This is a genomic window from Sphaerisporangium album, from assembly GCF_003323745.1.
GTDB lineage: Bacteria > Actinomycetota > Actinomycetes > Streptosporangiales > Streptosporangiaceae > Sphaerisporangium > Sphaerisporangium album.
Map to the genome: position 1 here is coordinate 182665 of NZ_QOIL01000016.1, position 26015 is coordinate 208679.

The following is a 26015-nucleotide window of genomic DNA, read 5'->3' on the forward strand; positions in this document are numbered from 1 at the left end:
GGTTTCGGTCCTGCACCAGGGGGTCGCAGGACCGAACGGGGCCGGGACGGCCCGGGGGATCAGCCCGTCCGGCCGGGCGCGGGACGGTCCGAGATGTGCGCAGGAACCGGGACGCCGGGCGGCAGCGCGGGGTCCGGCTCCGGGCGGCCCCAGCTCGCCCGCAGCGGCAGGACCCCCGCCCACACGGGCAGCGCGTAGTCCTCCTCGTCGTCCACCGGCGGCCCCTGCCGCACCTTGACCGACGCCTCGGCGAGCGACAGCGCCACCACCGCCGTCGCGGCCAGCTCCTTGCGGTCGGGCGGGCGCGTCGCGTCCCACTGGCCGGGCGCGAGCTGCTCGGTGATCGCCCGCAGGGCCGCCAGCCGCTCCTCGTCGTCCTCCACCGTCCGCGCCGTGCCGTAGATCATCGCGGAGCGGTAGTTCACCGAGTGGTGGAACACCGAGCGCGCGAGCACGATGCCGTCCAGGTGGGTCACGGTCACGCAGACCTCGCCGCCCGCGCGCAGCGAGGTGGCGCCGGTGGACCCGTGCAGATAGAGCGTGTCGCCGATCCGGCCGTAGCCGGTGGGGATCACGCGCGGGGCGCCGCCGACCACGACTCCGAGGTGGCAGACCAGCCCCGCGTCGAGGACGGCGTACAGCTCGGAGCGGTCGGTGCGGCCCCGTTCCTTCGAACGGTTCAGGGTCGTGCGCGCGGTCGTGGAAAGCATGCCGCTACCGTAGGGAACAAGTGGACGGTTGTGGACGTCCACTGGTGACCACTTTCGGGAGACCACTTTGCGCGGGCACGTCGACCTTCCGCTGTCGCTCGACCGGGAGGCGCCGGTCCCGCTCGCCGTGCAGCTCGGCGACCAGCTCCGGCAGGGCGTGCGCGCGGGGATGCTCAGGTCGGGGGAGCGCCTGCCCTCCAGCCGGAGCCTCGCGCGGCTGCTGGACGTCAGCCGCACGGTCGTCACCGAGGCGTTCCAGCAGCTGTACGCCGAGGGGTGGCTGGAGGGCCGGCACGGGTCGGGCACCTACGTCGCGCGCCTGACGGATCTTCCGAAGCACGATCCCCTCCGGCACGACCACCAGGGGAAGAACGGCCGGGCGCCCGCGAACGGCCGGCCGCGCACGCCGGGCGAGGGGCCGGCAGCCGACGGCGAGGCCCGTGCACAGCCGCACCGCGAATCGTGGAGCGCCGTCGAACCGCCGCCCGCCGGGATGATCGACCTGCGGCCCGGACGCCCGTGGGTGCTCGGCTACGACCAGCGCGCCTGGCGGCGGGCCTGGCGCCGCGCCGCGGACCTGCCGCCGCAGGCGTACGTCGACCCCTACGGGCACCCCCGCCTGCGGGAGCTGCTGGCCGCCCACCTGCGCAGGGCCAGGGCCGTCCCCGCCGGGCCGGAGAACGTGATGGTCACCCGGGGGACCGGCAACGGGCTCGACCTGGTCGCCGCGACCCTGCTGCGGCCGGGGGACGGCGCCGGGGTGGAGGAGCCGGGATACCGCACCGCGCGCCACGTGATGGCCGCGCGGGGCGGGCGCGTCGTCCCGTGCCCGGTGGACGAGCAGGGCGTGGTCGTCTCCGGCCTGCCGGACGACCTGCGGCTGCTCTACACCACCCCCGCCCACCAGTACCCCCTCGGCGGCCGCCTGCCGATCGCCCGCAGGGAGCGGCTGCTCGCCTGGGCCCGGCGCACGGGCGCGACCGTCGTGGAGGACGACTACGACGCCGAGTTCCGCTACGACGTGGCGCCGCTTCCCGCCCTGTACGGCCTCGACCCCGGGCGGGTGGTGCTGCTCGGCACGCTGTCGAAGTCGCTCGCCCCCGACGTCGGCATCGGCTGGCTGGTGGCCACGCCCGAGCTGCTCGCGCGCGTCGCCCGCGTCCGGCGGTCGTTGGCCGACCGCACCCCCGGGCCGGTGCAGGAGGCCGTGTCGCTGATGCTGGAGAGCGGCGACCTGGACCGGCACCTGCGGCGCATGCGCCTGGAGTACGCCCGCCGCCGCGCCGCCATCGTCGAGGCCCTCGGGGCGCGCGTCCACGGCGTCTCGGCCGGGCTGCACGTCTTCCTCGGCCTCCCGGCCGGGACCGTGGAGCCCCTGGTGGAGGCCGCGGCCCGGCGCGGCGTGCTGCTCGACACGGCCGCCCGCCACCACCACGGCCCGGTCGCGGCCCACGGCCTGGTCATCGGCTACGGCTCGGCCTCCCTGAGCGAGGTCAGGAGGGCCTGCGAGGTTGTCCGCGACCTGCTGCCGGACGCCGGCTGACCCGCCCGCTCAGGCGGCGCGGGACAGCGAGCGGTCGCCCGGCGGGGGCGGAGCGGGCTGAAGCGACTCGACGACGGGGAGGGCGCGCCCGGCGTACACCGGGTCGACGGGCAGCACGTGCCGCGCCCACCAGCGGGCCGGTTCCGGGTCGGGCGACGGCTCGACGAACGCCTCGGCGTAGGTGTCGTACGGCGGGTCGTACAGGTAGCCGGTGGGGACGCCGCGCCGCTCCAGCGCGGCGATGGCGTGGTCGCGGTCGGCCACGAGCAGCGGGACCCGGAACAGGGGCTGGTCGGCGTGCGCGCGCACGGCCCCGGCGGCCGTGGGCAGCTCGGCCAGCCGGGCCACCCCGGCCAGGCGGCGGTCGCGCTCGCGAGGCAGGCTGGCCAGGCACCGGCTCTGGTACCAGCGGGAGACCGAGCCTCGCGCGTGGCGGTAGTCGTGCAGGTCGGCGCGCACCCAGGAGTCCAGCGGCGGCAGGCCGGGCGCGGCGAACCCGGGCGACGCCGCGCCCATCGCCTTGCGCAGCTCGTCGGGCCGCAGCGCGATGCGGTACCCCTCGCGCCGCTCCTGGAGGCCCAGCGCGCGGGCGAGCAGCATCGCGGGACGCGCCATGTCGAGCCGGAGCGCCAGGCGGCGGGCGGCCGAGGTGGCGACGCCCAGCACGTCCCTGCGCAGGACGCCCGGCTGGAGCAGCAGGTCGCGCTCGTGTTCCAGCGCGCGGCGGTCGGCGGCGCCGTCCACCACGAGCACGCCCCCCGACCCGGCCCCGGCGTGCTTGGAGAGGCTGAACACCCCGGCCACGCCGAAGGTGCCGAGCGGGCGGCCGTCGACGGAGGTCTCGGCGGCGTGGGCGACGTCCTCGATCACCACCGGCCCCCTCATGGACAGCACGTCGTCCGGCAGGCCGTACAGGTTGGTGGTGAGCACGGCGTCGACCGTGCCGAGCAGGGCCCGCGCGGCGTCGATGTTGCCGTCGAGCACGGAGATCGGCGCGATCACGGGGATCAGCCCGGCGGCGAGGACGAGGAAGAGGATCTCGTCGGCCGAGATGGGCGACATGAGCAGCCGCTGGCCCGGAGTGCACCAGTGGCGCAGGGCGAGGTACAGCCCCAGCCGGTTGGAGGGCAGATACACGCTTTCGCGGCCCGTGCGCGCCGCAACGAATTGTTCGGGGCTCACTTGCTCCCTCATTTCACGGCCCGGTCCCGCCACCGCGACGACGTCAGACCAGAAGGTAGCGCATGCGGGCCGCCGTGTCCGGAAGGGAGATGTACCGAGGGCCGTGCGGCCGTCCGGGAGCTTCGGCGTTCCTCGCCGGCGGGTCGGGACCGATGCCTTCCGGGGACCGTGCGCCCGAAACCGTCAGGAGGCGAGGGAGGTGCGGATGCGGCCGTAGGTCTTGAGGGCCAGGTCGGCGGTCTCGCGCAGCATCGAGTTGGCGAGGACCGTTCCACGGGCCTTCCGGACGGGAACGCGCACGAGCCAGTGAACTCCGGCCCCCGGGGTGGCGCGGGCGATCCTGCCCTCGGTCACCCACAGCTCGCCGGTCTTCAGCTTCTCCTTGTACTCCTTCTCGCCCCGCCCCATGTCGATCAGGCGGATGCCGGCCTCGGCGGCGCGCTCGGCCATCGCCAGGTGGTGGATCAGTCCGGGGGAGTACTTGGCGAAGGCCGTGTCGTAGGCGGGGAACCACCCGGCGAGGGTGGTCTTGGTGCGCAGCCCGAAGTGGCCCGCGACCGGGCGGTCGCCGACGTAGACCATGTCGAGCGAGCCGCCGAAGTGCTCGCTGTCGATCTCCAGCAGGTTCTCGACCAGCTTCGTGATCCACGGCCGGGAGAACCGGTCGGCGCGGCCCGTCCTGCGGTACTGGTCGGTCTTCCAGTCGGTGAGCACGCGCAGGACCGCCTGGTCGCGGATCCCGTAGTCGTGGCGCAGCTCGCCGAAGTCGCGCCCGAGCTTGCGGCTCTTGTACGCCGTGCTCTTGTACGTCTTGCCGGAGACCTGCTTCAGCGTCTCGACGTACGCCGCGTAGCCGTCGGACAGGTCGATCACCGGGGACGGGTGCCGCGTGTGCTTGGCGGGCACCAGCGGCTGGCCCGCCAGCAGGTGGTCGAACTCGAACACCGCGAGCCCGCACGCCTTCATCAGCTCGTGGAGGGAGAACTCGATGTCCTTGGCGTGGATCATGCCCTGGGCGTCGGTCAGCCCCGCCGCGATCGGCCTGCCGATGCCGAGCTGGTGACGCTCGAAGGGGAAGAACCCCACGACGTCGGCGCCGTCGGTCAGCACGGCGACGCGGGCCTGTTCTCGCACGCGGCCGGTCTCGATCGTGAACTCCGGTGACAGGAACGGGTTGTCCAGGGCCGGGTCGGCGCCCTGGAGAGCACGCCACCGGGCCGTCTCGGAGGGGCCGAGCTCGCGAGGATGAACGACGGAAATGCGCATGGGCTCCTACTGGGGGTACCTAGCGACGCGGGCCAGGCTCGCGCCTTCTACCCAGCTTGGTGCCTACGATGTAATAGTACGATAAAGATCAGATCACGGTGCTGTTCGCGATTCCGATCGGCTATCGTTCCGTCGCGTTCACGGCCTCCGCCGGGCGTCCGTTCTCGCGCGACTCCATCTCTTCGCGGGGCCGGGGCACGCCCAGGTCCGCGGCGTGCCCGCCCACGATGCGATCGACGTCGATCGGTCCCGGATCTCCCTCGGACGTGCCCGGAACCTGGGAGTTGCCGAAGTGCCCGCCTCCGGCCCACAGCCGGCGGCTGCCCTGGGCGGCCACCGAGTGCGGGTAGGGCAGCGGGGGGCCGGCGGGCCACCGCCGCGGCACCTCCCACGAGTCCAGCCACGCCAGGATGTCGTCCAGACCGTCGAGCTTGCTTTCGGTGAAGGGCTCCTCCACCGATCCGAGCACGCGGATCTGCACGCAGACCCTGCCCTGCCGGTTGAGGTCCCCCGGCAGGCCGTTTGCCGCGCGCGTGGGGGGCAGAGACTGGATGATCTGCCCCGAGACGGGATTCCAGACGAGATGGGCGGGACGTTTGATCTGTACGAGCCGCTGGGCGATGGATCTGGCCGTCACCCGGTGGGGATCCGTAGGCCAGATGAACCAGACCACCCGGGGAGCGCCCCCGGCCATGGGTCCGGAGTCCTCGAGAGCGGGAATTCGACTGGCGACGGGCAGCCATGCCTGGGCCACTGTGCCCCCTCAAATCCTCGGTCGCCGGATTCATACCGCTTTCATGCCAACTTGACACCTTATGATCTTTGATAATTGGTTAGACGCCCATAAGCGAACTTGAGTGGTTAGTGCGCTTAATGAGCGGTCTGGTGGCAATCGCGATCCCTCCCTGTGGTGACGGCCCGCGCCCGCGGCGTCGCCAGGAGTGGGAGCATTCAAGGGTTCTGCAAGCGCGAGCGGATACGGTGGCGAAGTGTTGGAGAACGGTGGTGGCCGGCATGCTCGGCGTCGCTACATCCCCCGAGGGCCGATGGCCGCGGGGGCCGGTCTCGTCGCCCTGGCCATGGTGGTCGGGCTCCTGGTGATCGCCGCGCAGCGGGGCGCGAACCGCGGCGAGGGCGTGGCCGCGACGATCCTCGCCACCCCGCAGCCCCCGCCCAGCCTCGAACCGCCCCCCGTGGTCGAGAGCTGGCCGCGCTGGGGGGTGACCCACACCCAGTACAGCGCCGACAACGAGACCGCCGAGGTCCGCGACCGGGTGAAGGACCTGTTCAGCCGCGTTCCCCTGTTGCAGAACCAGCACATCATGGGCTGGGGCGCGGGCAACCCCGAGCCCGCGCCCGGCAAGTACGACTTCCGCGACCTGGACCGCCGCGTCAAGCTGATGGCCGACACCAAGGCCCAGCCCGTCCTCACCCTCTGCTGCGCCCCCGACTGGATGAAGGGCGGAGCCGAGGGCCGCACGAGCTGGGGCAAGATCGAGGTCGCCCCCCGGCGCGAGCACTTCGCCGACTACGCCAAGCTCGCCGCCACCGTCGCCAAGCGCTATCCCACCGTCACCCACTACATGGTGTGGAACGAGTTCAAGGGCTTCTGGGACGAGGCCCACAACAACTGGGACGTCGAGGCCTACACCGAGCTTTACAACCGCGTGTACGACGCGCTCAAGGCCGTGAACCCCAAGATCCAGGTCGGCGGGCCGTACATCCCCGTCGACAGCCACGTCTCCAGCGCCAACTCCTCCACCCTCAAGGGCCCCTGGGGGGCCGTCGACAGCAGGCCGTTGGAGGGCCTCCAGTACTGGCTGGACCACAAGAAGGGCGCGGACTTCATCGTCATCGACGCCTCCTCGGCCACCAACGACCGGGGGCTCGTGCCGGACGAGTTCGCCGCGCTCAAGAAGTTCTCCGCGGTGACCACCTGGCTGCGGCAGCAGAGCGGCGACCTGCCCGTCTGGTGGGCCGAGTGGTACATCTCGCCCGACAACATCGACTGGGACGAGCAGCACCGCACGGCCGTGCAGACCGCGGCCATGATGGAGTTCGCCAGGAGCGGGGCGGCGACGGCCCTGTACTGGAACCCCCAGCGCAAGGGCGGGGACGACTGCCCCGGCTGCCTCTGGTCGCCCGCCGAGGGCCAGGAGATGCCGATGGCGGGCCTGCTGAGCGGGTTCACGCGCTGGTTCCCCGCGGGCGCGAGACTCGTCGAGGTCGCGGTCTCGGACCCGCGCGTCCAGGTGCTCGCCGTGGACAGGCAGATGATCATGGTGAACACCACGGACGCCCAGCTCGCCGTCAACGTCGACGGGCGCCCCTTCCAGCTCGGCCCGTACGCCGTCGAGTGGAGCGACCGGGGCCAGTGAGCCCGCCCGGCGCGGCGCCGTCCGCCGGGGGACGACCCTCCCGGGATCCGTCCTTTCCCGGACCGGCCCTCCCGGGATCCTTCCTTCCCGGATCGGCGCTTCCGGGATCGGCGCTTCCGGGGTCGGCCGTCCCGGGATCAGGTGTCCCGGGACGGCCCGAGGTGCCGTCCCGGGACCGGCCGGACGTACCGGTGGGTCAGGTGGACGTCAGGGTCAGGAAGCGCTCGACCACGACGGCCAGCGCGGCCGCCGTCATCAGCAGGCCGACGACCACCAGCCTGCGCCGCCCGCGCGAGGTCCGCTCCGCGCCGCGCAGCCGCGCCAGCTCGGCGGCGAACAGCGTCGCCACGGCCAGCGCCAGCGCGACCAGGCCGAGCGGCGTCCACGGCGTCGACCGGTCACCGACCAGCGTCATCGCCGTCGGCGGCGGGATCTCGGCCCCCCTCGGGTACGAGCGCAGCGTGTAGATCGCCGCGTCGGCGTTGGAGTAGACGCGTTTCAGGCTGGTGGAGGCGTCGAGCGCCGCGCGGAAGCGCGTCCCCCAGTTCACGGGGAAGCCGTGGTTGAGCTCCAGGTACGCCGCCTGCCCCCGGCTGATGATCACGAAGGTGTTGGCCGCCTTGGACCGCAGCGCCGTGAGCACCCCGCTGAGGTCCTCGGCGTTCTTGGTGACGAGCGCCTGGTCGTACTCCACCCGGTCGATGTCCCGCTCGCGCCACGGGATCGTCGGCGTGACCTCCTCGCCGATGACCGGCACCAGGTACAGCAGGCGCGCGCTCGGCCGGTCGTGGGCGTAGACGTAGTCCATGGCCGCGGCCTCGCCCGTGGTGACCCGCTCGAACTTCTCGTTGCCGAACCGCGCCAGCAGGAACGCGACCGCCAGCACGAGCGCCGTCCCCGCCGCCAGCACCGCCGAGATCTTCCTCGTCGTGCCCGGGGACGGCCGTAGCGAGCGCCGCCGGATGGGCACCGTCTCGCCCTCGCGCGCGTCCGCCGTGTGCGCGGGCAGGTTCGGGAAGAACGCGTACGCGCCGAGGATGCAGGCCGCGGGCAGCGCGAACATGTACACGCGAAGGCCGATCTCGCCACCGTAGCTCTGCAGGCCGAGGGCCAGCACGGGCACGCACAGCAGTACCAGCGCGCTGCGGTCGCCCACCCCGCGCCGCAGCCGCCGCAGCAGGCCCGTCGCGGCGAACGCGAGGATCACCCCGCAGATCGCCAGCCGCACCTGGAGCACGATGGCGTGCTGGGGGTCGGTGCCCGCCAGCCGGTCGCCAGTGTTCTCCTGGAAGGTCGAGAAGATCCTGCCGATGCCGCCGAACAGCTGGTCGATGCGACCGCTCCAGAACGGCGTCGCCTGGTAGTTGATCCAGGCGATCACGATCAGGCCGAAGAACACCGGCAGCGCGAGCGACAGCGTGCTGCGCCGCAGGAGGATCAACCCGGTCAGCGCGCCCAGCATCATGAACGGCGTGATCTGGTGGGTGGCCGTCGTCGCCACGAACAGGCCGACCACGAGGGTCAGCAGCACGACGCGGTCGGTCACCGTCGTCGGCCTCGCGGGCAGCTCGCCGGGCGCCAGCCGGTCCAGACGGGCGATCAGGCGCCGTAGGAAGCCCTTGGCGGGCAGCGGCGCCGTCCTCGGCTCCGCGCGGCCGAACCAGCGCATCAGGATCGCGATGAAGACGAGGTACAGCGCGTAGGTGAAGCCCTGGGGCGAGAAGTAGTCCTGGCCGATCCACTGGACGAGGATGAACAGCAGCGCGGCGAACCAGCGCGCCCGCGTGGTCGCGACGAGCTGGCGCAGGATCAGCACGAACGGCAGCAGGTACAGCAGGTTCGACAGGAACGGCGTCCACTGCAGGACGAACGACGGATCGTCCACGCCCGCCGCGCGCAGCACGAAGCCGAACAGCGCGAAGAAGCCCGGCCAGGCGAACCGCGCGTCGAGGCCGGGCAGGGCCTCGCCGGCGCGGCCGATGTACTCGGCGAAGCCCGCGTGCACCCAGGCGGTGTGAAAGCGGGGCTCGGGCTCGATCAGCGCCGCCGCGCCGTGCAGGGTGAACGTGACGGCGCCGAGCTGCAGGAGCAGCAGGCCCTTGCGGTCGGTGTTCTGCGTCAGCGTGACGAAGAACGAGACGATGATCAGGGCGATCGCGGCGAAGGCGGTCACCGGGAGCACCGAGATCAGGCCGAGGCCGTCGATCTTGTCCAGGTCGACGCCGCGCATGGGGCCGTACGGCACGCGCATGGCGAGCACGTACATGACCAGGCCCTCGACGGTCAGCAACGGCGGCAGCCACGCGGACGCGCTCGACGCCAGCCGCGCCACCAGAGACGGCGCCCCCGCCGGCCGCGACGCGCCGCCGCCGGCTCTCGCCCTGGCCGGGGCGACCTTGACGGAGCTCTCCTTGGCGGGGCTCTCCTTGGCGGGTTCCCTGTCCTGCCCGGTTCCCCGCGCGGTCTCCGGCTCGGGGGCCTCACGTGTGGCGAGCACCTGCCGGACGTACCGGCGGGGAGCCGTGGCCTCGTACCACTCGAGGTCCGACATGGAATCGGCATCGGAACGGCGACCCGAACCGGTCTCGCGCGGAGAACCGGGTTCGGGGTCCGCGCCGGACGCGGGCTTGGTCGCCGGCTTGGCGTCCGGTGCGGAGCCGGCCGGTTCAGGGGCCGGCGCGGCCTCGGGGGACTCCGCGGGCTCGGGCGCCGGCGGCTTCGCGGGCTTCGCGGGCGCTTTCGCGGGGGCGGCGCCGGGCTTGGTCACGCGGATCGGTGTGTCCGGGGCCGCCGGGGGCTGGACGGCCGGGGCGACCGGCTCGGCGCGGGACGCCACGGGCAGTGGGATCACCTGGGTGACGGAGTCGTCGGACAGGTTCAGCAAGATCACCTGGGTGTCGTCGTCCCGCACGTCCTCCGGTGAGCCGTCGACGGCGGTCTCCGACGCACCACCGGACGCACCACGCGACGCACCACCGGACGCGGTGTCGGAAGGGATGCCTGAAGCGATGTCGGAAGCGGTGCCCGACAGGCTGCCCGACGTGGTGTCTGACGTGGTGTCCTTGTCCGGCTCATGTCCGGCGGCCTTGGCCGCCTCTCCCCGCCGCGCCGCGTCACCCGTCCGTTGCCTCACGTTGACCATGATGCGGCCTCGGGCGTCTCCCGCGCGCCAGACGATCGCGGCGTTTCCGCGCCATCAAGAATTTGCCGGAGCCCGCCGAAAATCAGCAAGGCCACCAGAAGCTCGCTGAAGAGCAGCCCGTACCCCACGGACGTGATGCCCGCGATGGGCAGAAGGATCACCGAGGAGGACAGCACGAGCACCGCCAGCCCGATCTGAACCACGGCCAGCATCCGCGCCCTGCTCTGGGCCCGCAGCGCGCTGAGGTAGATCTCGATGAGCACGCGCGGCAGCACGGCGAGCGCCATGAGCCTGAGCAGCGGCGTGCCGTGCTCGGAGAACCCGGGCCCGAACACCGAGAGGATCAGCGGGGCCGCGGCGAAGGTCACCACCGAGACCGGCCCGATGATGAGGTACGCGCGGCGTAACGCCTGTCGGCAGTTCGCGGCCAGGCGTGACCGCTCGGTGGACCCCTCGACGGTCAGCGACGTGGCCATGTTGATGGCCAGCAGCTCGATCATCGCCCCGAGCGTCTGCGCCATGGCGAAGTAGCCGAACAGCTCCCCGCTCACCCGCGAGGCGACGTACACCGGCAGGAAGTAGACGATGGCCAGCACCGAGAACGCCCCGGGGTAGTCGCCCGCCAGGAAGCGGCCGATCTCCCGCGGCCCGGGCGGGCGGCTGCCCTCGGGGGCGCTGCGCGCGTGCCGGGGGACCAGCACGCCGAAGATGAAGAAGTTGACCGGCACCAGCGCGAGCGCGGTGGGCACGATCCAGGAGACGTACACGCCATCGTTGGGCAGGGCCCCGGCCAGCGCGACCAGCAGCGCCATCTTGACCAGGCCGAAGCACACGCTGTTGACCGGCACCCAGACCGCCTTGCGCAGCCCGGCCAGCGCGACGTCCTGCAACGTGAACACCGACCAGATCGCCACGGACGCCAGGAAGAACACCCCGGGCCCCGCTCCGGCCAGCGTGGCGTAGTTCTCGCCCCAGAACGGCAGCGTGAGCAGGAACCCTCCGGCGGCGACCACCGCCGACAGGGTGGCGATGAGGTAGCCCCGGCCGATGAGCGCGCCGGTGCGCCGGCCCGCCACGGGGATGAACCGCGCCAGGGCGCCGGTCAGGCCGAGGGCCGTGAGCCCCGCGAACAGCCGCATCGCGGTGATCAGCGCCTGGCTGCGCCCGAAGTCCTCGGGAGAGTACAGGCGGGCCGCCAGCAGCCAGTAGCCCATGCCGAGGACGGCGGTGACCCCGGTGTTGGCCATCAGGGCGTAACCGTTGAGGAAGAGCGGGTTGCGCAGGTCGCGCATCAGCCGCCGTCGCAGGCGCGCGAGCCGCCCCTCCTCCCCGCCGTCCTTCCGGTCCCGCCGTCCGCCGGCCATGGTGCTGGTCACGGCCGTCTCACCCCCCTCGTCGACGCCAGGCGTCGCCCCCGCGTTTACGTCACTCACGCCCGACCACGTGGCGCAGGCCGTACCGCGTCCGGCGCACCACCGCGAAACCCTTGGTCAGCGCGTGTTCCTTCATGTAGATGATCGGGACGCCCCGCCCCTCGACGGCGCGGCGGAAGCGGTCCATGGTCGTGGACCGGCCGACGGTGAGCCGGGGGAGCGCCATGACGTCGTCGGAGTCGCCCGCCAGCGTGTTGGCGACCGCGCAGGCGGCCCAGTAGCCGGCCTTCCGCACTTCCCTGCGCACCCGGGCGCTGGAGTAACCGTACGGGTAGGCCATGGTGGCGACCAGGCGCCCCACCTTGTCCTCCAGCAGGCCCTTGTTGCGGCGCAGCTCCTGGCGCAGGACGGCGTCGGGGAGCTGGTCGAGCTGGGGGTGGCTGTGGCTGTGCCCGGCGATCTCGACGCCGCAGGACGCGGCCTCGCGGGCCTGGCTCCAGCTCAGCATGCGGTCGAGCGGCTTGCCGGCGGCGTCCGGGCCCGCGTCGTCCACCCAGCCGCTGGTGAGGAACACCGTCGCGGTGAAGCCCAGCCGTTCCAGGACGGGCAGCGCGTGGACGTGGAAGTCCGCGTACCCGTCGTCGAACGTCACGACCACGGGCCGTTCGGGGGCCGGGGCCCCGCCGGTGCCGTACTGCGAGGCGACCAGGTCGGCGAGCGTGAGGGGGGTGAACCCGCGGTCCTTCAGGTAGGTCATCTGCGCTTCGAACACCGATGTGCGCACCGCGAGCGGCCGCGTCGCGCTGTTCGGGCGATCGGTGACGGAGTGGTACATCAGGATGGGCACGCGCATCAGGTCACCGTTCGTGTTCCGTGGATCGCCCCGCCCGGTCGCCGCGCAGGCGCAGCCGGGCCGTCCCGACCGCGTACCCCCACGAGGTCCAGGCCAGGCCTGTGACGATCGCCCCGGCCCTGCCCAGGCCGGACGGGTCGCCGCGCAGCGCGTCCCGCACGCCGCGCAGCACTCCGAGCGGCAGGACCTTCATCGCGTGGGCGCGCTCACTGGACAGCCCGTCGCCCGCGCCCACGCTGTGCGCCACCAGGGCCTTGGACAGTCCCTCGGCGTAGCAGCGGGAGCGCAGGTAGCGGAACGTGGCCCGGGAGGCGGGCACCCGGTGGCCGATCACGGCCCCGGGCTCGAACATCATGACCGACCCCGGCCTGCGCTGGGAGAGCCTGATGCAGAACTCGGTCTCCTCACAGCCCAGCGGACGGCTCTTACGGCCCTGGACGCTGCGGCCGATGCCGGTGTGGAACCCGCCGACCTCGCCCACGACGTGCCTGCGGAAGGCGGCGTTGCCCCCCATCACGTTGCGGATGGCCTTGCGCTCGGCGGGCAGGCCGCGATAGGTGCATCCGATGGTCCAGTCGAACTCCTCGGGGAACCATCGCGGCCTGCGCCCGGTGTCCCACAGCGGCCTGGTCAGGCCGCCGACTCCCACGACGGCGGGATCCCGCGACATCGCGTCCTCGAACGCCGCCAGCCAGCCGGGGTCGGCCACCGCGTCGTCGTCCAGGAACGCCACGACGTCACCCGAGGCGGTCGCCACTCCGGTGTTCTTGCCGCCGGACAGTCCCTTGGCGTGGGTGTTCTCCACGACGATCGCGTCGGCGTACTCCCGCTTCAGCCTGAGGTGCAGCTCGGGGTTGTAGTCGACGACGAGGACCAGCTCGTGCGGCGGGCGTGTCTGGCCGCGCACCGACTCCACGGCGGCCCTGATGTCGTCCCACCGGTCCTCTGTGTAGACACAGATGACGACGGAGATCTTCATTGCGGTTATGCCGCGCCCTGGTCGGCGGCAGGCTGCGCCGATGGTGCCGGGGCGACCTGCAGCGGCGGGCGCCGCCACTCGCGCATGATCGTCTTGAGCACCCGCCACCCGTCGCGGACGACGCGCAGGTTGCTCTCGCCGTGGATGCGGCACCGCTCGTGGCTCGGCACCTCGTGCACGCGCAGACCGGCCTTGGCCGCCCGGATGTTCAGCACGGTCTCGACCTCGAAACCCTCGCAGTCGAGGTCGAGGACTTCGAGGTGCCGTGCCCAGAAGGCGTTGTAGCCGTAGCACAGGTCGGTGTACCGGGTTCCGTAGATCCAGTTCACCAGCGAGCGCAGGACGCTGTTGCCCATGCGGCGGCTGAAGGTGAGGTCGTCGCTGCCGCCGCCGCTCGCGTACCGGGAGCCCTTGACGAAGTCGGCGCCGGTGACGAGCGCGCCGACGAAGTGGATGATCTCGCGGCCGTCGGTCGAGCCGTCGGCGTCGATCATGACGATGATGTCACCGGTGCACTCGGCGAAGCCGGTGCGCAGCGCGTCCCCCTTGCCCTTGCCGCGCTGCTGCACGACGCGCAGGTTCGGGCGCAGGCGGCGGGCCACCGCGACGGTGTCGTCGGTGGAGTTGCCGTCCACGAGGACGATCTCGTGGATCCAGTGAGGCAGCGTGGCGAAAACGTGCGGAAGGTTCTCCGCCTCGTTCATGGCCGGTACGACCACGCTGACGGTCGGGGATATGGCCAGGTGCGGGGTCACCGGCGTGAAACGCTCCACGGCCGGCAATGGCCTCAGGGTGTGCACCTGAGGTTTCCCGTTGTACTTGGTGATCTCGGGACTCATTTTGAGGGATGTCCTTCCGGGCGGTCTGACATCGGCGGCGACTGCCAATAGGACCGGCGCGACTGGACGGAGAGGGGTCTTCTCCGCCCCGGTCAGATCAATGGGGGATGAGCTCTGGCGAGGGGGAACGCTTCTCAGCGCGCCCCCGAGGGTTCCTTCTCGACTGCTGGATGGAGGGATGTGCGGACCCGTCCGAACCCTTTCAGCACGCGGTCGGCCAGCCGGTAGAGCGACGGACGGTCGACGACGATGCTGCGGGCCTTGTTCACGGGCGTCCGGCCCATCCAGTGAACGGCCGCGGTCGCCGAGGGCCGGGCGACCCTGCCTTCGGAGACGTGGATGGTGCCGTTCTTCAGCCAGCCTTTGTACTCTCTGCCTCCCTTGCCCATGTCGACCTGGCCCAGGCCGTGAGAGGCGGCCTGCTCCGCCATGTGCAAGTGGTGCATTATCCCGGGGGAGTACCGGGCGAATTCGGGGTCGTAGGCGGGGAACCATCCGACCAGCGTGTTGTGGGTGCGCAGCCCGAAGTGCCCGGCAACGGGGGTGTCGCCGGCGTAGAGCATGGTGAGGACGCCCGCGAACGCCGGGGAGTCGGCGGCGTGCATCTCTTCGAGCAACTCGACGATCCAGGGCTGGGCGAACCGGTCGACCCGGCCCGTCCTGCGGTACTGGTCGGACTTCCAGCCGGTGAGGAGGCGCATGGCGGCGGGGTCGGTGGCGCCGTATTCCAGGTGCACCACCCCGTGCTCGCGGGCGAGCTTGCGTTCCTTGTAGCGGATCGTCTTGTAGTTCTTCGGAGAGTTGGCGCGGACGTATTCGATGTACGCGTCGTAACCCGCGGTGAGGTCCATCAGCGGCACGGGGCGCACCGCCGACTCATGCGGTGACCAGGTGCGCTGGCCGGCCACCATGTGGTCGAAGTCGAAGACCGACAGGCCGCAGGCCCGCAGCAGGTGGCGGGCGGGAACGTCCAGATCGGGGGCGGCGATGAGCCCGTGGCATGTGGTCAGCCAGCTCCCGAGGGGCTTGCCGATGCCGAAGGCGTGCCGTTCGAACGGGAGGTACCCGACCACCTTGCCCTGGTCCTCGATCACCGCGACGCGGACGTAGGGACGCAGCCGGCCGAGGGCCAGCGTGAACTCGACCGAGAGGAACGGGTTGTCCAAGGAGGGCGACGCGATCTGGAGCTCACGCCAGCGGGCGAGCTCCGGCTCTCCGAGTTCTCCGGGCCGGATGACCGTCACTTTCACCTTGACCCGGCCCCCTGTTCTGTGTGCGCACTGCCGTTCCCCCGGTACAGCGACCGAAGCACCCACATGAACCCACCGAGGACGGCGACGGTGGCGACTCCCGCGCGAGGAGACCACGCGTCGAACATCAGCATGGCTTCGGCTAAGAGAACGTTTATAACGAGACTTGCCGCGGCACCCACCGTTAGAGCCGCGAGAGGGTCACGATCACGCAACAGTCCCACGACCGAGGCGCCCGGTACCACCAAGAGGAACAACGCGGTGAGAATCGGGCGTGCTGGAGTTCGGATGTCGGCGAGCGCGATCACCGCTCCCGCGGCGCACGCGAGCACCAGCACCCACTTGAGCACCGCCCTGTTCGTACGCATGTCTCCTGGCTCCGCTGGTCAAGGCCGACTGAAAGACGCGGTTGATCGCTGCTCTCATAGGACCAACGACGTTACGCGACCGTCAATGCCGACGCCCTAACCTGGTCACTGGTTTACAGCGCCAAGGGCAAGAAGCGTTGTGTGATCGACCACGCCACCTCCACCGTTCTCCTGATGCCCCTGAGGCTACCGGGGCTGCAGGGACTGGGGTGTTTACAAAGGTACCGCCGGTTCGACCCGAAAGTGGAGTCAGGGTGGGTTGGGGGGAGTTCAGTCCACCCCCCCGGACGACTCCTCGGACGGCGTGCCGGTGGGGGTCGGCTCGGAGGTCGGCGGCTGATCCGGCGGCGGCTCGGACGCCGGAGGCATGTCCTGCCCGTCCCAGGACACCGTGCACGAGGCGCCCCCCGCCGCGGAGCTGAGCGTCACCGTCCCCTTTCCCGCCTGGGCGGGGTCGGTGGGCGAGACCGACAGCCGGGCCTTCACCCCGGACGCGAGCACGCCGTTCGCGGGCGTGACCGCGAGCCCCCCGCCCGCGCTCGCCCGCCAGGAGACGGTGCCGCCGCGGGCCGAGACGAGGATCACACCCGCGCCCCCGTCCCCCAGACCCTTGGGGCAGGAGACGACGAGCTTGGCCGGGGACGCCGGCGGGCGGCGCGTCGGGGTGCGCGAGGCGGGAGTCCTCGGCATGGTGGACGACGCCGCCGGAGCCTGCGCGGCGCTCGACGGCGATCTTGTGGCCGCGGGCCTCGGGGGCGCCGTCCGCGAGGGTTCCGAGGCGGGGGCGGCGTCCGTGGGCTCGGGCGCGTAGCTGATCTGGAGCTCCTGCGGGGAACGGCTCGGGAAGCGCAGGGTCTGCGGCACCTCCTTGCGGTGGCTCGCGTCCTGGCCGGTCACGACGACCATCGCGCCGGTCGCCAGCAGCGCGCAGGCGATCGTGGCGAAGACGGGGGTCCTGCGCGAGGCCCTGCGCGGCGCCCCGCCGCCGCGGCGCCGCGTGCGCCCGTTCCCGCGGCCTCCCATCCGCTCGTACGCGGTCTCCCTGTGCGCCGTCTGCTCGTACGCGCCGGCCGACGCGTACCGCGTGGTGTCCCCGTGCCTCGGGGGCTCGCCCGCCCGCATCCCGCGGCGGGGGGTGTCGGAGTGGCCGGCGGGGGAGGGCATCGGAGGGACGGCGCGCAGGGTGCGCGTGCCGTGCCTGGGCGTCTCGTCGTGCGCCGTGAACCCGCGGGCGGCGGTGTCCGCCTGGTCCGCTGGGTCCGCCGTACGGTGGGCCCTCGGCGCCTTGGCGCGGCGGTCGCTTCCGACCGGCGGGAAGCCGTTCTTGTCCAGGACGCCCACCGCCGGCATGATCGCCGCGCGGACCGCGTCGCGCTCCGGGCGGGCGCAGGTCTCGGCGACCCGGCGGCGCAGGGACAGCGGGGGGAAGGCGACCGGGACCGTGTCGAGCAGGCGCTCGGCCGACACCCGGCGGTGACGGCCCTCGGTGCATTCCTTGCAGCCGACGATGTGCCGCACGAGCCGCCGCCGCAGCGGCTGCGGGAGCGGGCCGTCGATGGAGTCGAGCAGGGCGGAAAGATCGGGGCAGTGGGCCCTGCCGGTCCTGGCGAGGACGACCGCGGCGGCGGCGTTCTCCAGGTGGTCGGTGGCGCGGGCCAGCTTGGTGGCGGTCTGGCGCGAGGTCAGCCCCGTGACGGCGCCGACCTCGGAGGTGCTCAGGCCGTGCCGCACGGCCAGGAACAGCACCTCGCGCTCCTTCTGCCCGAGCTCGCCCAGAGACTCGCGCACGATCGCCGCGAGCTCCGGATCGTCCTCGTCCCCCGTGAGGCCGTCGAGCGCGGTCCCGTGGGGCGGCGTGCGCCCCTGGCGTGCCGTGCACTGGTAGCGCGTCAGCGCGTACAGCCACGCGCGCAACCGGGTGGGCTCGCGCAGCGCGCCGGCGCGACCGTGGGCCGTGACGAACGCGTCGTGCACCGCGCCAGCCGCGGCGTCTGGATCGTCGAGCAGTGAACTGGCGTAGTCGTTGAGTCGGTCGGCGTAGCTGTCATAAAGGCCGTCCACCGCGCGGCTTTCCGCACGGCGAAGGGCCTCCGCCAGCCGTTGGTCGTCGGTCCGGCCGACGCTCGGCCATCCGGGCACGAATATTCCTCCCCGCAGGACGGGAACCTGGCTCTTGGTCGCACATGCACACGAGAATTTCTCCTGCCCGCGCCAGTCCCCACACGCGTAGGACGCCCATTCTCCCTGAGGGGTTCACCCGGAATTGTTTGATAATCAGCGGGTATGAGCTGGGAAAAGGGGGTCTGCTGGGGCTGCTGTAACTGGTGGTGCGTTGAGGCGCGTCTGAGGCGCTGACCGGCGACGCGCGGCGCGGCCTCTGGTGACGAGGCGCGCTTTCGGAGCACTCAGAGGATAGGGAGGGCCCTGAGCGCGGGGAGGTTCGCGATGACACGGGGGAAGTCGAGCACATCGATACCTAGGAGAACACACAAAAAACGGAAATGCCCGGCCCCGGGCACCTGAATGCCGGAACCGGGCGGTCCGTAATCAACTGCCAGTCCGTAATTAATCGCCCACTACTACTGGCCGCCGTTGCAGTTGGGGGCGCACAGGCGGCGGGAGATACCTTCCAGGAACACCTTGCGGATCTCCAGCGCGTTGCGCGGGAAGAACGCCTGCCCCTGCGTCGCCTCGGCGATGGCCTGCATCTGCTTGCGGCCCGCCGCGTCGTTCGCGCCGAGCGCGACGATGATGATGCTGATCGGCTGCGTCTCGTCGAACTCCTCGCGCAGCTTCTTGAGGATCTCGCTGTTGGAGATGCCGCCCTCGGGGTCGTCGTTGCCGACGCCGTCGGTGAACACCAGGATCGTGTTGATCTTGTCGGCCTCGTACTCGGCCTTCATCTTGTCGTAGGCGGCGGCGAGCGTGTCGTTGAGCCCGGTGTCACCGGTCGGCTTGGCCTTGATCCGCGCGAACGACCGGGTGAGGACGTCCCGGCGCGGGACACCGTTGATCGTGGCGCCGAGCGGGCCGACGGGCACCGCCTCGCGGTAGTCGACGCCCTTGCCGTTCAGGTTGGTGGAGAAGATCCACGTGCCGGCCTCGGTCTTGTCCGGGAACAGCTTCAGGCCCTCGATGGCGGTCTGCCCGATGAGCTGCATGCGCGTGACGGGCGCGCCGACGGCGGGCAGCGCCATCGTGCCCGAGATGTCCATCAGGGCGAGCAGGCGCCCGCCGAGCTTGAGCCGGGACCACGCCTGCGACAGCTTGGTCACCGAGGCCGCGTCCGGGATCTTGATGCTGCGCGGCGTCGCGGGGTTCAGCCCGTTGGCCTGGCTGATCGCGCCGCCGCCCTTGCCGTCGGGGGTGCGGAAGCCGTACTCGCGGATCGTCTTCCTGGCGCTCGCGCTCGACAGCGCCGTCGCGAACTTCTTGGCGGCGTCGCGGGCGGCCTGCTGCTTGGCGGTCACGACGACCGGGTAGTCCAGGCTGATCGTGCCCTCGGCCGGGTACAGCGCGATGACCGACGCCGGCTTGTTCTCGGTGTTGAACGACCACACGCCCTGCTCGGACGCGATGCCGATCGGCGCGCGCGACGACTGCTTGCTCATGGTGGCGAACATGTTCGCCGGGCTGCTCACCGCGCTCTCGGAAAGCTGCCGCAGCACGCCCACGAGCTGGTCCTCGCCGGATCCGGCCGCCTTCAGCACGCCCGCGCCGGCGAGGATCGCGCCGAGGCCCGCCGCGTTGAGCGTCGGGTCCAGGGGCAGGATGCGGATGTTGCGGCCGATGCCGTCCGGGGTGGCGGCGTTGGCGGCCGACATCAGCCCGCTCCAGCTCGGCTCGCCGAAGGCGCTCTTCAGCTTCTCGACCACGGGCTTGGGCGCGGCCAGAACCACGGGGGAGCGGGCCACCGAGCCGGTCGGCGTGGGCACGCCCTCGCCCTTGGGCGAGGAGCGCAGCTTGGAGACCCAGAGGCTGGAGTCGGGGATCCACACGTCGGCGTCAAACTTGCCGTTCGTCGCGCCGGAGCCCGCGATGGAGTTGACGACGTCGGCGGGGTCGCCGTCCGAGACGGTGACCGTCACGCCCCCGCAGCCGGTGGGCGTCGTGGACGACGACTTGTTGTAGCTCTCCGCGATCTTGGCGATGGCGGGCTCGATATCGGGGGAGGCCACCACCCGCAGGGACACCGTCCCGCCGCCGGGGGCCTGGCCGTCGGCGCAGGTCTTGTCCCGGCTCATGATGACGTACGCGGCGACGCCGAGCAGCACCGCCAGCGCGACGGCGCCCGCGAGCGGCACCAGGACCTTTCCCCGGCTCGCCCGGCGGCGGCCCGACGGCTCGTGATAAGGGCTGTAGCCGCCCTCAAGCTCGTCTGTGCGGTGGCGTCCGCCCACGTTGTCCTCTTAGAGTGTTCGATCTTTTCCGGTCTCGGCGCGCTAGCAGCGACCATATAGCCAGAGCCGGGGTAATGCTTACGGAACCATAGCGTTCGGGACTAATTGGGCAAAACCGATCACTTGCAGGAGTGATTACGGTACGTATCCGTAACCGGCGACTATAAGAACATGAATGCGATACATCTTGACTTGCCGCAAACGCGATGTAACGTGTCTCTCGGGATCACGCGAGCGCCGGACGGGGCCGGCGCGGCAGTCCGGGGGTAGGGGCATGTCGATGATGATCGAACCTGGCGAGGCCGAGCCTCCCGCCGCCTGGCCGCTCGGCCGGCCGCCCGAGCCTCCCGCACCCGGCGCCGGCCCCGAACGACCACCACGCCCCCACGCCTCCCGCGCCGGAGCCCCACCGGGTGAGGCGGAAGCCCCGCCTGCACGCGACCTCGCAGGCGCGCCCTCGGAGGGGGTCGCGCACGGCGAGGCGGGGATGATCTCGCGGGAGATCGCGTGGGGTGAGGCGCGTCCCGACCTTCTCCTTATGCGGCTGGCGGGCCCCCGGTGCCCCGAGGAGGTGCGCCGAGCCCTCAGGAGTTGCGCGTGTGTGCGCGAGGTCGTGGTCTCCGGGCACGACTGCCGGGCGCTGGCCGACCCCGGCACCGCACCCCGCGTGGCCGCCGCGCTGCGGGCCGAGGGCCTGCCGCTCGCCGTGGTGGTGCTTCAGTGGGCGCAGGAATGGCCGCGCCAGGTGTTGCCGCCCTCGCGCGCGGCCACCGCCGCCAGCAGCAGCGCCACGGCCGGGTCCACCCACCACCAGCCCAGCGACGTCGCCGCCAGGCCCGCCAGGACGCCGCCCGCCATGAGGGCGCACAGCAGGTTCTGGGCGCCCTCGCCCGCGGTGGCCGCCGACCCCAGCCGGGCGCCAAGCCGGCGTTTGGCGACGCCGAGCACCGGCATGCTCACCAGGCTGATCGTGGTGACGACGACGCCGAGCGCCGTGGGGGCCGCCCGCTCACCCGTCGCGACGTCATAGGCAACGTGCACCACCAGGTAGGGCGCGAGAATCCAGAAGCTGACCGCCACCGCCCTGCGCGCGCGATGCTCGGACGCGGGAGAGCGGAGCCGAGACCCCGTGAAGCGCCAGACCACGATCAGACCGGCCAGCGCCTCGCCCAGGGACGACCAGCCCCACCCGATCAGCGCGACCGAGTGGGCCGACAGGCCTGCCGCGAGCCCGAGTGCGCTCTCGAAGCCGAGCCAGGCCAGCGTCACCAGCGAGAGCGCCCGCGCCCGGCGCGCGTCACGCACCCAGGACGCCGGAAGGGCCATGGCGCGCGTGTCCGTACCAAGATCTGGCACCATAGCCCCCGATCGTTGAGCAGCCGCCGCAATCGCGCTCCGTAGCCTAACGCTTACCGGATGTGCCGGACCGGCCCGCCGCGAAAGCTGTGGACAACCGCCGCCTCGTCCACAGGCGCACCCGAGCGAGGAGAACCCCCGTGCCGTTCACCCCGAGCCACGTCGCCGCGGTGGTCCCCCTGATCTCCTCCGCGCGGGTGCGCAGGGTTTTGGACCCGTGGGCGCTCGGCGTGGGGTCCATGGTTCCCGACCTGCCGATGTTCCTGCCCTACCTCGACGCCTACACCCGCTGGCACTCGCCGATCGGCATCGTCACCGACGACCTCGTGGCGACGATCGTGCTGCTCGCGCTCCTGCGGTTCGTGTTCCGCGACCCGCTCACCGCGCTGCTGCCGGGGCCGCTCGCCGCGCGTCTCGCGGCCCTGCCCGGACCGGCCTGGCGCCGTTTCCCCGCCATCGTGCTCGGCGCCGTCGCCGGCGCGGCCACCCACGTCGTGTGGGACTCCTTCACCCACGACTGGGGCGCCGCCTTCTGGGGATGGAGCTGGATGACCGCGTCCGTGTTCGGCCGGCTGCCCGGCTACCGGCTGGCGCAGTACGCCTGCTCGGCGCTCGGCCTGGCCGTGGTCGCCTGGTGGGCCGCGCGGGGGCTGCGCTCGCCTGGAACGGTCCCTCTGCCGCCGCGCCTCGCGATGCCGGTGCCGCTGCGCCGGGGCGTGCTGGCCTGCACCGGCGTCGGCGCGTGCTGCGCGGCCGCCGTCTGGACCCTCGTCGACCCTCCGAACCCGGTCTTCGGCTGGGCGGGCGTCGTCACCAAGACCGGCGTCGGCCTGCTGGTCGGCTTCTGCGCGGTGCTCACGGCGTACGCCCTGCTCTGGCATCTCCTGCGGCTCATCCGCTGGAGCCGTACCCGAGCACGACGAGAAGACCACTTCGACACCCGAGCCACCCAAAGCTGAGACGCCCCCGCCCCAGCGCACCAAGGCTCCGCAGCCGCCCAGGAAAAGGGCCTCGCCAAGGCTCGGACCGTGTTTCCCGGGCGGACATCTGGCGTACGTTGCACGACGTGGGCTCAGGGGCGGAACGGGCCGGTGACGCAGTAGGTGATGCCGCCCGAGGACGACCCGGTGCTGCCGCGCTGGGATGAGAAGTAGAGGCGGTTGCCGGCCGGACTGGTCGACCCGGGGCTGACCAGGTTGTCGTCGTAGGCCGGCTCGTAGGTGTTGTTCGCCAGGTTGAGCTGCCAGACCCGCGTCCATCGCACCTACACGGCGGCCTACTTGTTGGCGCGGGAGATGATCTCGCGCAGGAGCTTTGCCTGGTCCGAGTCTCCCATCGCCTCGAGTTGGCTCTTGGCGTCCTTTGCGAGCTTGGCGGCGATCGGTTTGAACTGCCAGGCGGGTAGGACGATTGCCGCGTTGCACAGTCCGGCGAGGGCCGTGGGGTCGGCTGTGATGTGCTTGGACTGGAGGTTCGCGAAGATCGAGGTGGCGAGGAGTCGCTGGGTGTCGAGGGTGACGCCCGTCATTGAACTGCCGAAGACGCGGATGGCCGCGGGTACCAGTGCGGGCTTTGGCCCGTAGGCGTTCTGGAAGCCGAACAGGCAGTACGAGGCGAGGATGTTGTTCTGGTACTGCGCGGCGGTGGGATTGCTCTGCGCGGCGATCGCCACTGCGTCCAGGTGCTCGATCACCGTATCCGGCGTCAGCCGGTCGAGGTCGATCGGGTCGTCGGTCTTGTCGCCGTTGGGGAGCAGGCTGGCGGCCAGGTGGCCGAAGGCGTAGAAGTTCTCGACCATCTTCTCCTTCGGCTCGTGGCCGGTGTTGATCCGCACATAGTAGCCCTCTGTGTCCGGAACCGGCCACGGTCCCGGGATTCCGCCGACGTACGACGTGCGCAGGAACGAGAAGCTGTCGCGCTGATCGACTCCGGCGAGGCGGCCGAAGATTTTACCGACCTTCCCGGTGGGCGACGAGCGCAGGAGTAGGGGGATGCCGTCCACGTATTTGGAGCCCTTGGCATAATCCGCTTCGATCGGCCAGCAGAACTCGTCCACGAACTTGGCGTTCTCGGCGGCGTGGTCGATCAGCGCCAATTCGTCGCGATGCCCGTGCTTGAGCATGTGGATGATGAACTGCCCCTCGTCGTGCGCGGCGATGTCGAGGTCGTGCTCTTGAATCCTCGCCTTGGCGCGCGCGGACGCCGAAGCGAGGTTGCCCCTCTTGGACAGCATCGTCAGGTCGCCGGCGGCCACCTTGCCGGTGCCGAACGAGGCGTACTTCTGGAAGCTCTTGCACAGGAAGACTTCGAGGCTGCCGTCGGCGATGAGGTCTTTCAGGCCGTCGAGCACGGCGTCGAGCTGGGTCGGGTCCTCGGTCGACTTCGCCGCCATCTGGATGGTGGTGTCGAGGATCAGCGCGAACGGCGGGTCGCCCTTTTTGCGCGACTTCATGGCGTCCCGCACGTCCTTCACCAGGTTCTCGGTCGACGGCGCGACGAAGGGTGAGCTCGGGTTCAGCGCCGCGATCAGGACGTCGTCGCGCGGTTGCACCGCCTTGCCCTTCTTGAGGCTGTCCAGCAACATGCCCGTCTCGAAGTAGTCGATCCCTTCGGTCTTACGCGAGACCTTGTCCTGGTCGCGTGTGGACAGGGCGATGTACAGAGCCGTGCTGAGTGAGTCCATGCCGCTCGACATGAGGTGGCTCTCGAGCTGGATCTCATTCCGGGTGACCAGCGGCTTTATTTTCGGCGCCCGCTCCAGCGTGATGTCCCGCATCGTGCTCCGGTAGTCGTCGGCGACGTAGTTCTTGGCGGCGGCGACCACGAGGCCGATTTCGTCCATCATGAGGTCGGCCGCACGCATCGCCGCGGATGGGTTTCTCTCGTTCTCCACGATGATGTCGAGGAGCCGGTCCATCGAGTTCAGGGCGCTGGCGGTGAGTGTGTCGAACCGCTGCGGGCCGTTTTCGTCGGTCAGGCCCAGGACGAGGTGTTCGACCATGGCGCACACCGTGGCCAGCTGGCCCTTGCTCCTGGCCATCTCCTGCAGACGGGAGAACTTGCTGGAGGTCATGAGCGCGATGAGGTCGGCCCGCGTGTCCACCTTGAAGTTCGTCGGTGGTTCTTTCTTGCCCAGGTCCATGAGCTCGTAGAGCTGGTACGCCGAGGGGGCCGCGCCCAGTTCATGCATGATGGAGTCCCAGTTGATGTCGCTTCGCATGAGTTTCCGGACGCCTTTCAGCACGCTGACGCCCGTGGTCCCCTGCAGAGGCTCGATCGTGAGCTGGTCGGTCACCTCCTTGCCCACCAGCATCTCGAGCCTCTTCTTGACGCTGGGGCTGTTCACCAGCAGGTCGCCGTCTTCGATCTTGACCTTCGTCCCCAGCTTCTTCATGAAATCGGGCAAGGTCTTGGCGAAGGTCGAGCGCCAGTAGGTGGACGTCAGGTCGTTCTGGGCTGACAGGCCCTTGTCGTTGCGCTGTGTCGGCGCCGTGCGGAAGCCGATCTGGTCGACGAGGTGCTGCTGGGTGCTGTCCGTCACCATCGGGCCGAGCGCGGTACGGCGCGCCTCCGAGTACGTCCCCTTGCCGCCGTTCATGTCGTCGACGAACTTCATCGCCATCTTCAGGTGGCCCATCGACGAAGCGTCGCTCTCGTCGTCGATGTGCTGCTCCATGGCGGCCAGGTCGACCATGCGCTTGTCCGCGGTGGACAGATCCAGTGCGTTGAGCAGCTGCGGATCGCCGAGCTTCGAGGTCTTCGGAAGCCTCTGCTTCGTGCTCGGCTCCACGACGTCGAGATAGTGTACCGGGTTGAGGTGCTGCGGCGTCGGATCCTTCGGCGTCAGGACCGTCGGATGCTTGAGGCGGGTGGCGGCGGTCACCTTCAGGAAGTCGCGGGCCTGGTCGGTGATGAGCTCGGCCATGATGAGCCGGGACATCTCGCTGCGCTCTTGGGACGAGCGCTCGGCCAGCGTGTCGGCGATGAGCTTCATGGTCGTCTTCGCGTTGCCGGGGCGCATGCTCTGCAGCTCTTCTGCGACCTTTCGGGCGGTGGTCGCGTCGGGCTTGAAGGCGAACGTCTGCCAGCCCTTGGGTAAGGACGCCGAGGATACGGACACGTCATGCTTGGTCACGGATAACGGTGCCGTGCTCGTCCCGTCGAGCCCTGGACGCCGTGTCGTGGTCGTCGGGCGTCTGACCTTGCTGCTATTGCTGCTATTGCTGCTTCTGCCTCTGTCCTTCTTCATGATCTTCCAGCCAATCCCTCGCTGACGACCGATCGTCCACCTTTGGACACAGCTTGAGCAAATGTCTCTGTAGGCATATTCATGAAGCCATTTATAGGTTTGTATCACTATAGTGGACCGCTCCAAC

General features: G+C 70.9%; 19 protein-coding genes. 3 read left to right on the top strand and 16 right to left on the bottom strand.

Translation table 11 applies throughout. The features are described 5' to 3' along the window. Positions 1-59 precede the first annotated feature (59 nt). Positions 60-710: a pyridoxamine 5'-phosphate oxidase family protein gene (locus DQ384_RS26955; protein WP_114031683.1), complete on the bottom strand. Its 651-nt coding sequence runs from the start codon at positions 708-710 to the stop codon at positions 60-62. Between the two features lie 67 nt (positions 711-777). Here DQ384_RS26955 and pdxR point away from each other — a divergent pair, with 67 nt between their 5' ends. Continuing rightward, positions 778-2253 (top strand): MocR-like pyridoxine biosynthesis transcription factor PdxR, encoded by a 1476-nt coding sequence (pdxR, locus tag DQ384_RS26960; protein WP_114031684.1) that lies wholly within the window; start codon positions 778-780, stop codon positions 2251-2253. A gap of 9 nt (positions 2254-2262) precedes the next feature. On the opposite strand, the gene DQ384_RS26965 is transcribed toward pdxR, so the two are convergent. The 3 genes from DQ384_RS26965 to DQ384_RS26975 form a co-directional block, all read right to left on the bottom strand. Beyond that, positions 2263-3435, bottom strand: a complete 1173-nt coding sequence (locus DQ384_RS26965) for a DegT/DnrJ/EryC1/StrS family aminotransferase (protein WP_220183146.1) — start codon at positions 3433-3435, stop codon at positions 2263-2265. A gap of 183 nt (positions 3436-3618) precedes the next feature. Continuing rightward, positions 3619-4701, bottom strand: coding sequence for a GNAT family N-acetyltransferase (locus DQ384_RS26970; protein ID WP_114031686.1), 1083 nt, complete (start codon positions 4699-4701; stop codon positions 3619-3621). A gap of 121 nt (positions 4702-4822) precedes the next feature. Further along, on the bottom strand, positions 4823-5338 hold the full coding sequence (locus tag DQ384_RS26975; protein ID WP_245966802.1) for a hypothetical protein: 516 nt from the start codon (positions 5336-5338) through the stop codon (positions 4823-4825). A 352-nt stretch (positions 5339-5690) separates the two neighbouring features. Between DQ384_RS26975 and DQ384_RS26980 the strand changes: the two genes are divergently transcribed. Beyond that, positions 5691-7079, top strand: coding sequence for a GH39 family glycosyl hydrolase (locus tag DQ384_RS26980; RefSeq protein ID WP_245966803.1), 1389 nt, complete (start codon positions 5691-5693; stop codon positions 7077-7079). 196 nt (positions 7080-7275) lie between these two features. On the opposite strand, the gene DQ384_RS26985 is transcribed toward DQ384_RS26980, so the two are convergent. From DQ384_RS26985 to DQ384_RS27030, 10 genes are all read right to left on the bottom strand, one after another. Then, the gene (locus DQ384_RS26985) at positions 7276-10212 is read right to left on the bottom strand and encodes a hypothetical protein (RefSeq protein ID WP_147268907.1); all 2937 of its coding nucleotides are present in this window, start codon (positions 10210-10212) and stop codon (positions 7276-7278) included. Then, on the bottom strand, positions 10209-11597 hold the full coding sequence (locus tag DQ384_RS26990; protein WP_114031690.1) for a lipopolysaccharide biosynthesis protein: 1389 nt from the start codon (positions 11595-11597) through the stop codon (positions 10209-10211). The genes DQ384_RS26985 and DQ384_RS26990 overlap by 4 nt, the downstream gene beginning before the upstream one ends. Before the next feature lie 49 nt (positions 11598-11646). Next, positions 11647-12447: a polysaccharide deacetylase family protein gene (locus tag DQ384_RS26995; RefSeq protein ID WP_181871435.1), complete on the bottom strand. Its 801-nt coding sequence runs from the start codon at positions 12445-12447 to the stop codon at positions 11647-11649. 4 nt (positions 12448-12451) lie between these two features. After that, a complete protein-coding gene (locus DQ384_RS27000; RefSeq protein ID WP_181871436.1) occupies positions 12452-13426 on the bottom strand; it encodes a glycosyltransferase family 2 protein in 975 nt (324 codons plus the stop codon). Positions 13427-13431: 5 nt separating this feature from the next. After that, on the bottom strand, positions 13432-14265 hold the full coding sequence (locus DQ384_RS27005) for a glycosyltransferase family 2 protein (RefSeq protein WP_114031692.1): 834 nt from the start codon (positions 14263-14265) through the stop codon (positions 13432-13434). A 134-nt stretch (positions 14266-14399) separates the two neighbouring features. Then, complete coding sequence (locus DQ384_RS27010) at positions 14400-15509, bottom strand: GNAT family N-acetyltransferase (protein ID WP_245966804.1); 1110 nt, start codon at positions 15507-15509, stop codon at positions 14400-14402. Positions 15510-15511: 2 nt separating this feature from the next. Further along, positions 15512-15865, bottom strand: a complete 354-nt coding sequence (locus DQ384_RS27015) for a hypothetical protein (RefSeq protein WP_245966805.1) — start codon at positions 15863-15865, stop codon at positions 15512-15514. 288 nt (positions 15866-16153) lie between these two features. Further along, positions 16154-18022: a sigma-70 family RNA polymerase sigma factor gene (locus DQ384_RS41555; RefSeq protein ID WP_181871437.1), complete on the bottom strand. Its 1869-nt coding sequence runs from the start codon at positions 18020-18022 to the stop codon at positions 16154-16156. A 440-nt stretch (positions 18023-18462) separates the two neighbouring features. Beyond that, positions 18463-20283, bottom strand: a complete 1821-nt coding sequence (locus DQ384_RS27025; RefSeq protein WP_114031695.1) for a substrate-binding and VWA domain-containing protein — start codon at positions 20281-20283, stop codon at positions 18463-18465. Between the two features lie 717 nt (positions 20284-21000). Next, the gene (locus DQ384_RS27030; RefSeq protein ID WP_181871438.1) at positions 21001-21642 is read right to left on the bottom strand and encodes a cation diffusion facilitator family transporter; all 642 of its coding nucleotides are present in this window, start codon (positions 21640-21642) and stop codon (positions 21001-21003) included. A 137-nt stretch (positions 21643-21779) separates the two neighbouring features. On the opposite strand from DQ384_RS27030, the gene DQ384_RS27035 reads away from it, so the two are divergent. Next, positions 21780-22598, top strand: a complete 819-nt coding sequence (locus DQ384_RS27035; protein WP_114031697.1) for a DUF4184 family protein — start codon at positions 21780-21782, stop codon at positions 22596-22598. Between the two features lie 113 nt (positions 22599-22711). Here the strand turns inward: DQ384_RS27035 and DQ384_RS27040 are convergent, their stop codons facing one another. Together DQ384_RS27040 and DQ384_RS27045 are read right to left on the bottom strand one after the other, a co-directional pair. Beyond that, positions 22712-22903, bottom strand: coding sequence for a hypothetical protein (locus DQ384_RS27040; protein ID WP_245966806.1), 192 nt, complete (start codon positions 22901-22903; stop codon positions 22712-22714). Positions 22904-22915: 12 nt separating this feature from the next. After that, complete coding sequence (locus DQ384_RS27045) at positions 22916-25996, bottom strand: hypothetical protein (RefSeq protein WP_147268908.1); 3081 nt, start codon at positions 25994-25996, stop codon at positions 22916-22918. Positions 25997-26015: the final 19 nt, after the last annotated feature.

Coding starts and splice junctions, on each gene's coding strand:
- DQ384_RS26955 (WP_114031683.1), bottom strand. CDS start 710: ATGCTTTCCACGACCGCGCGCACGACCCTGAACCGTTCGAAGGAACGG.
- DQ384_RS26970 (WP_114031686.1), bottom strand. CDS start 4,701: ATGCGCATTTCCGTCGTTCATCCTCGCGAGCTCGGCCCCTCCGAGACG.
- DQ384_RS26995 (WP_181871435.1), bottom strand. CDS start 12,447: ATGCGCGTGCCCATCCTGATGTACCACTCCGTCACCGATCGCCCGAAC.
- DQ384_RS27000 (WP_181871436.1), bottom strand. CDS start 13,426: ATGAAGATCTCCGTCGTCATCTGTGTCTACACAGAGGACCGGTGGGAC.
- DQ384_RS27005 (WP_114031692.1), bottom strand. CDS start 14,265: ATGAGTCCCGAGATCACCAAGTACAACGGGAAACCTCAGGTGCACACC.
- DQ384_RS27030 (WP_181871438.1), bottom strand. CDS start 21,642: ATGGTGCCAGATCTTGGTACGGACACGCGCGCCATGGCCCTTCCGGCG.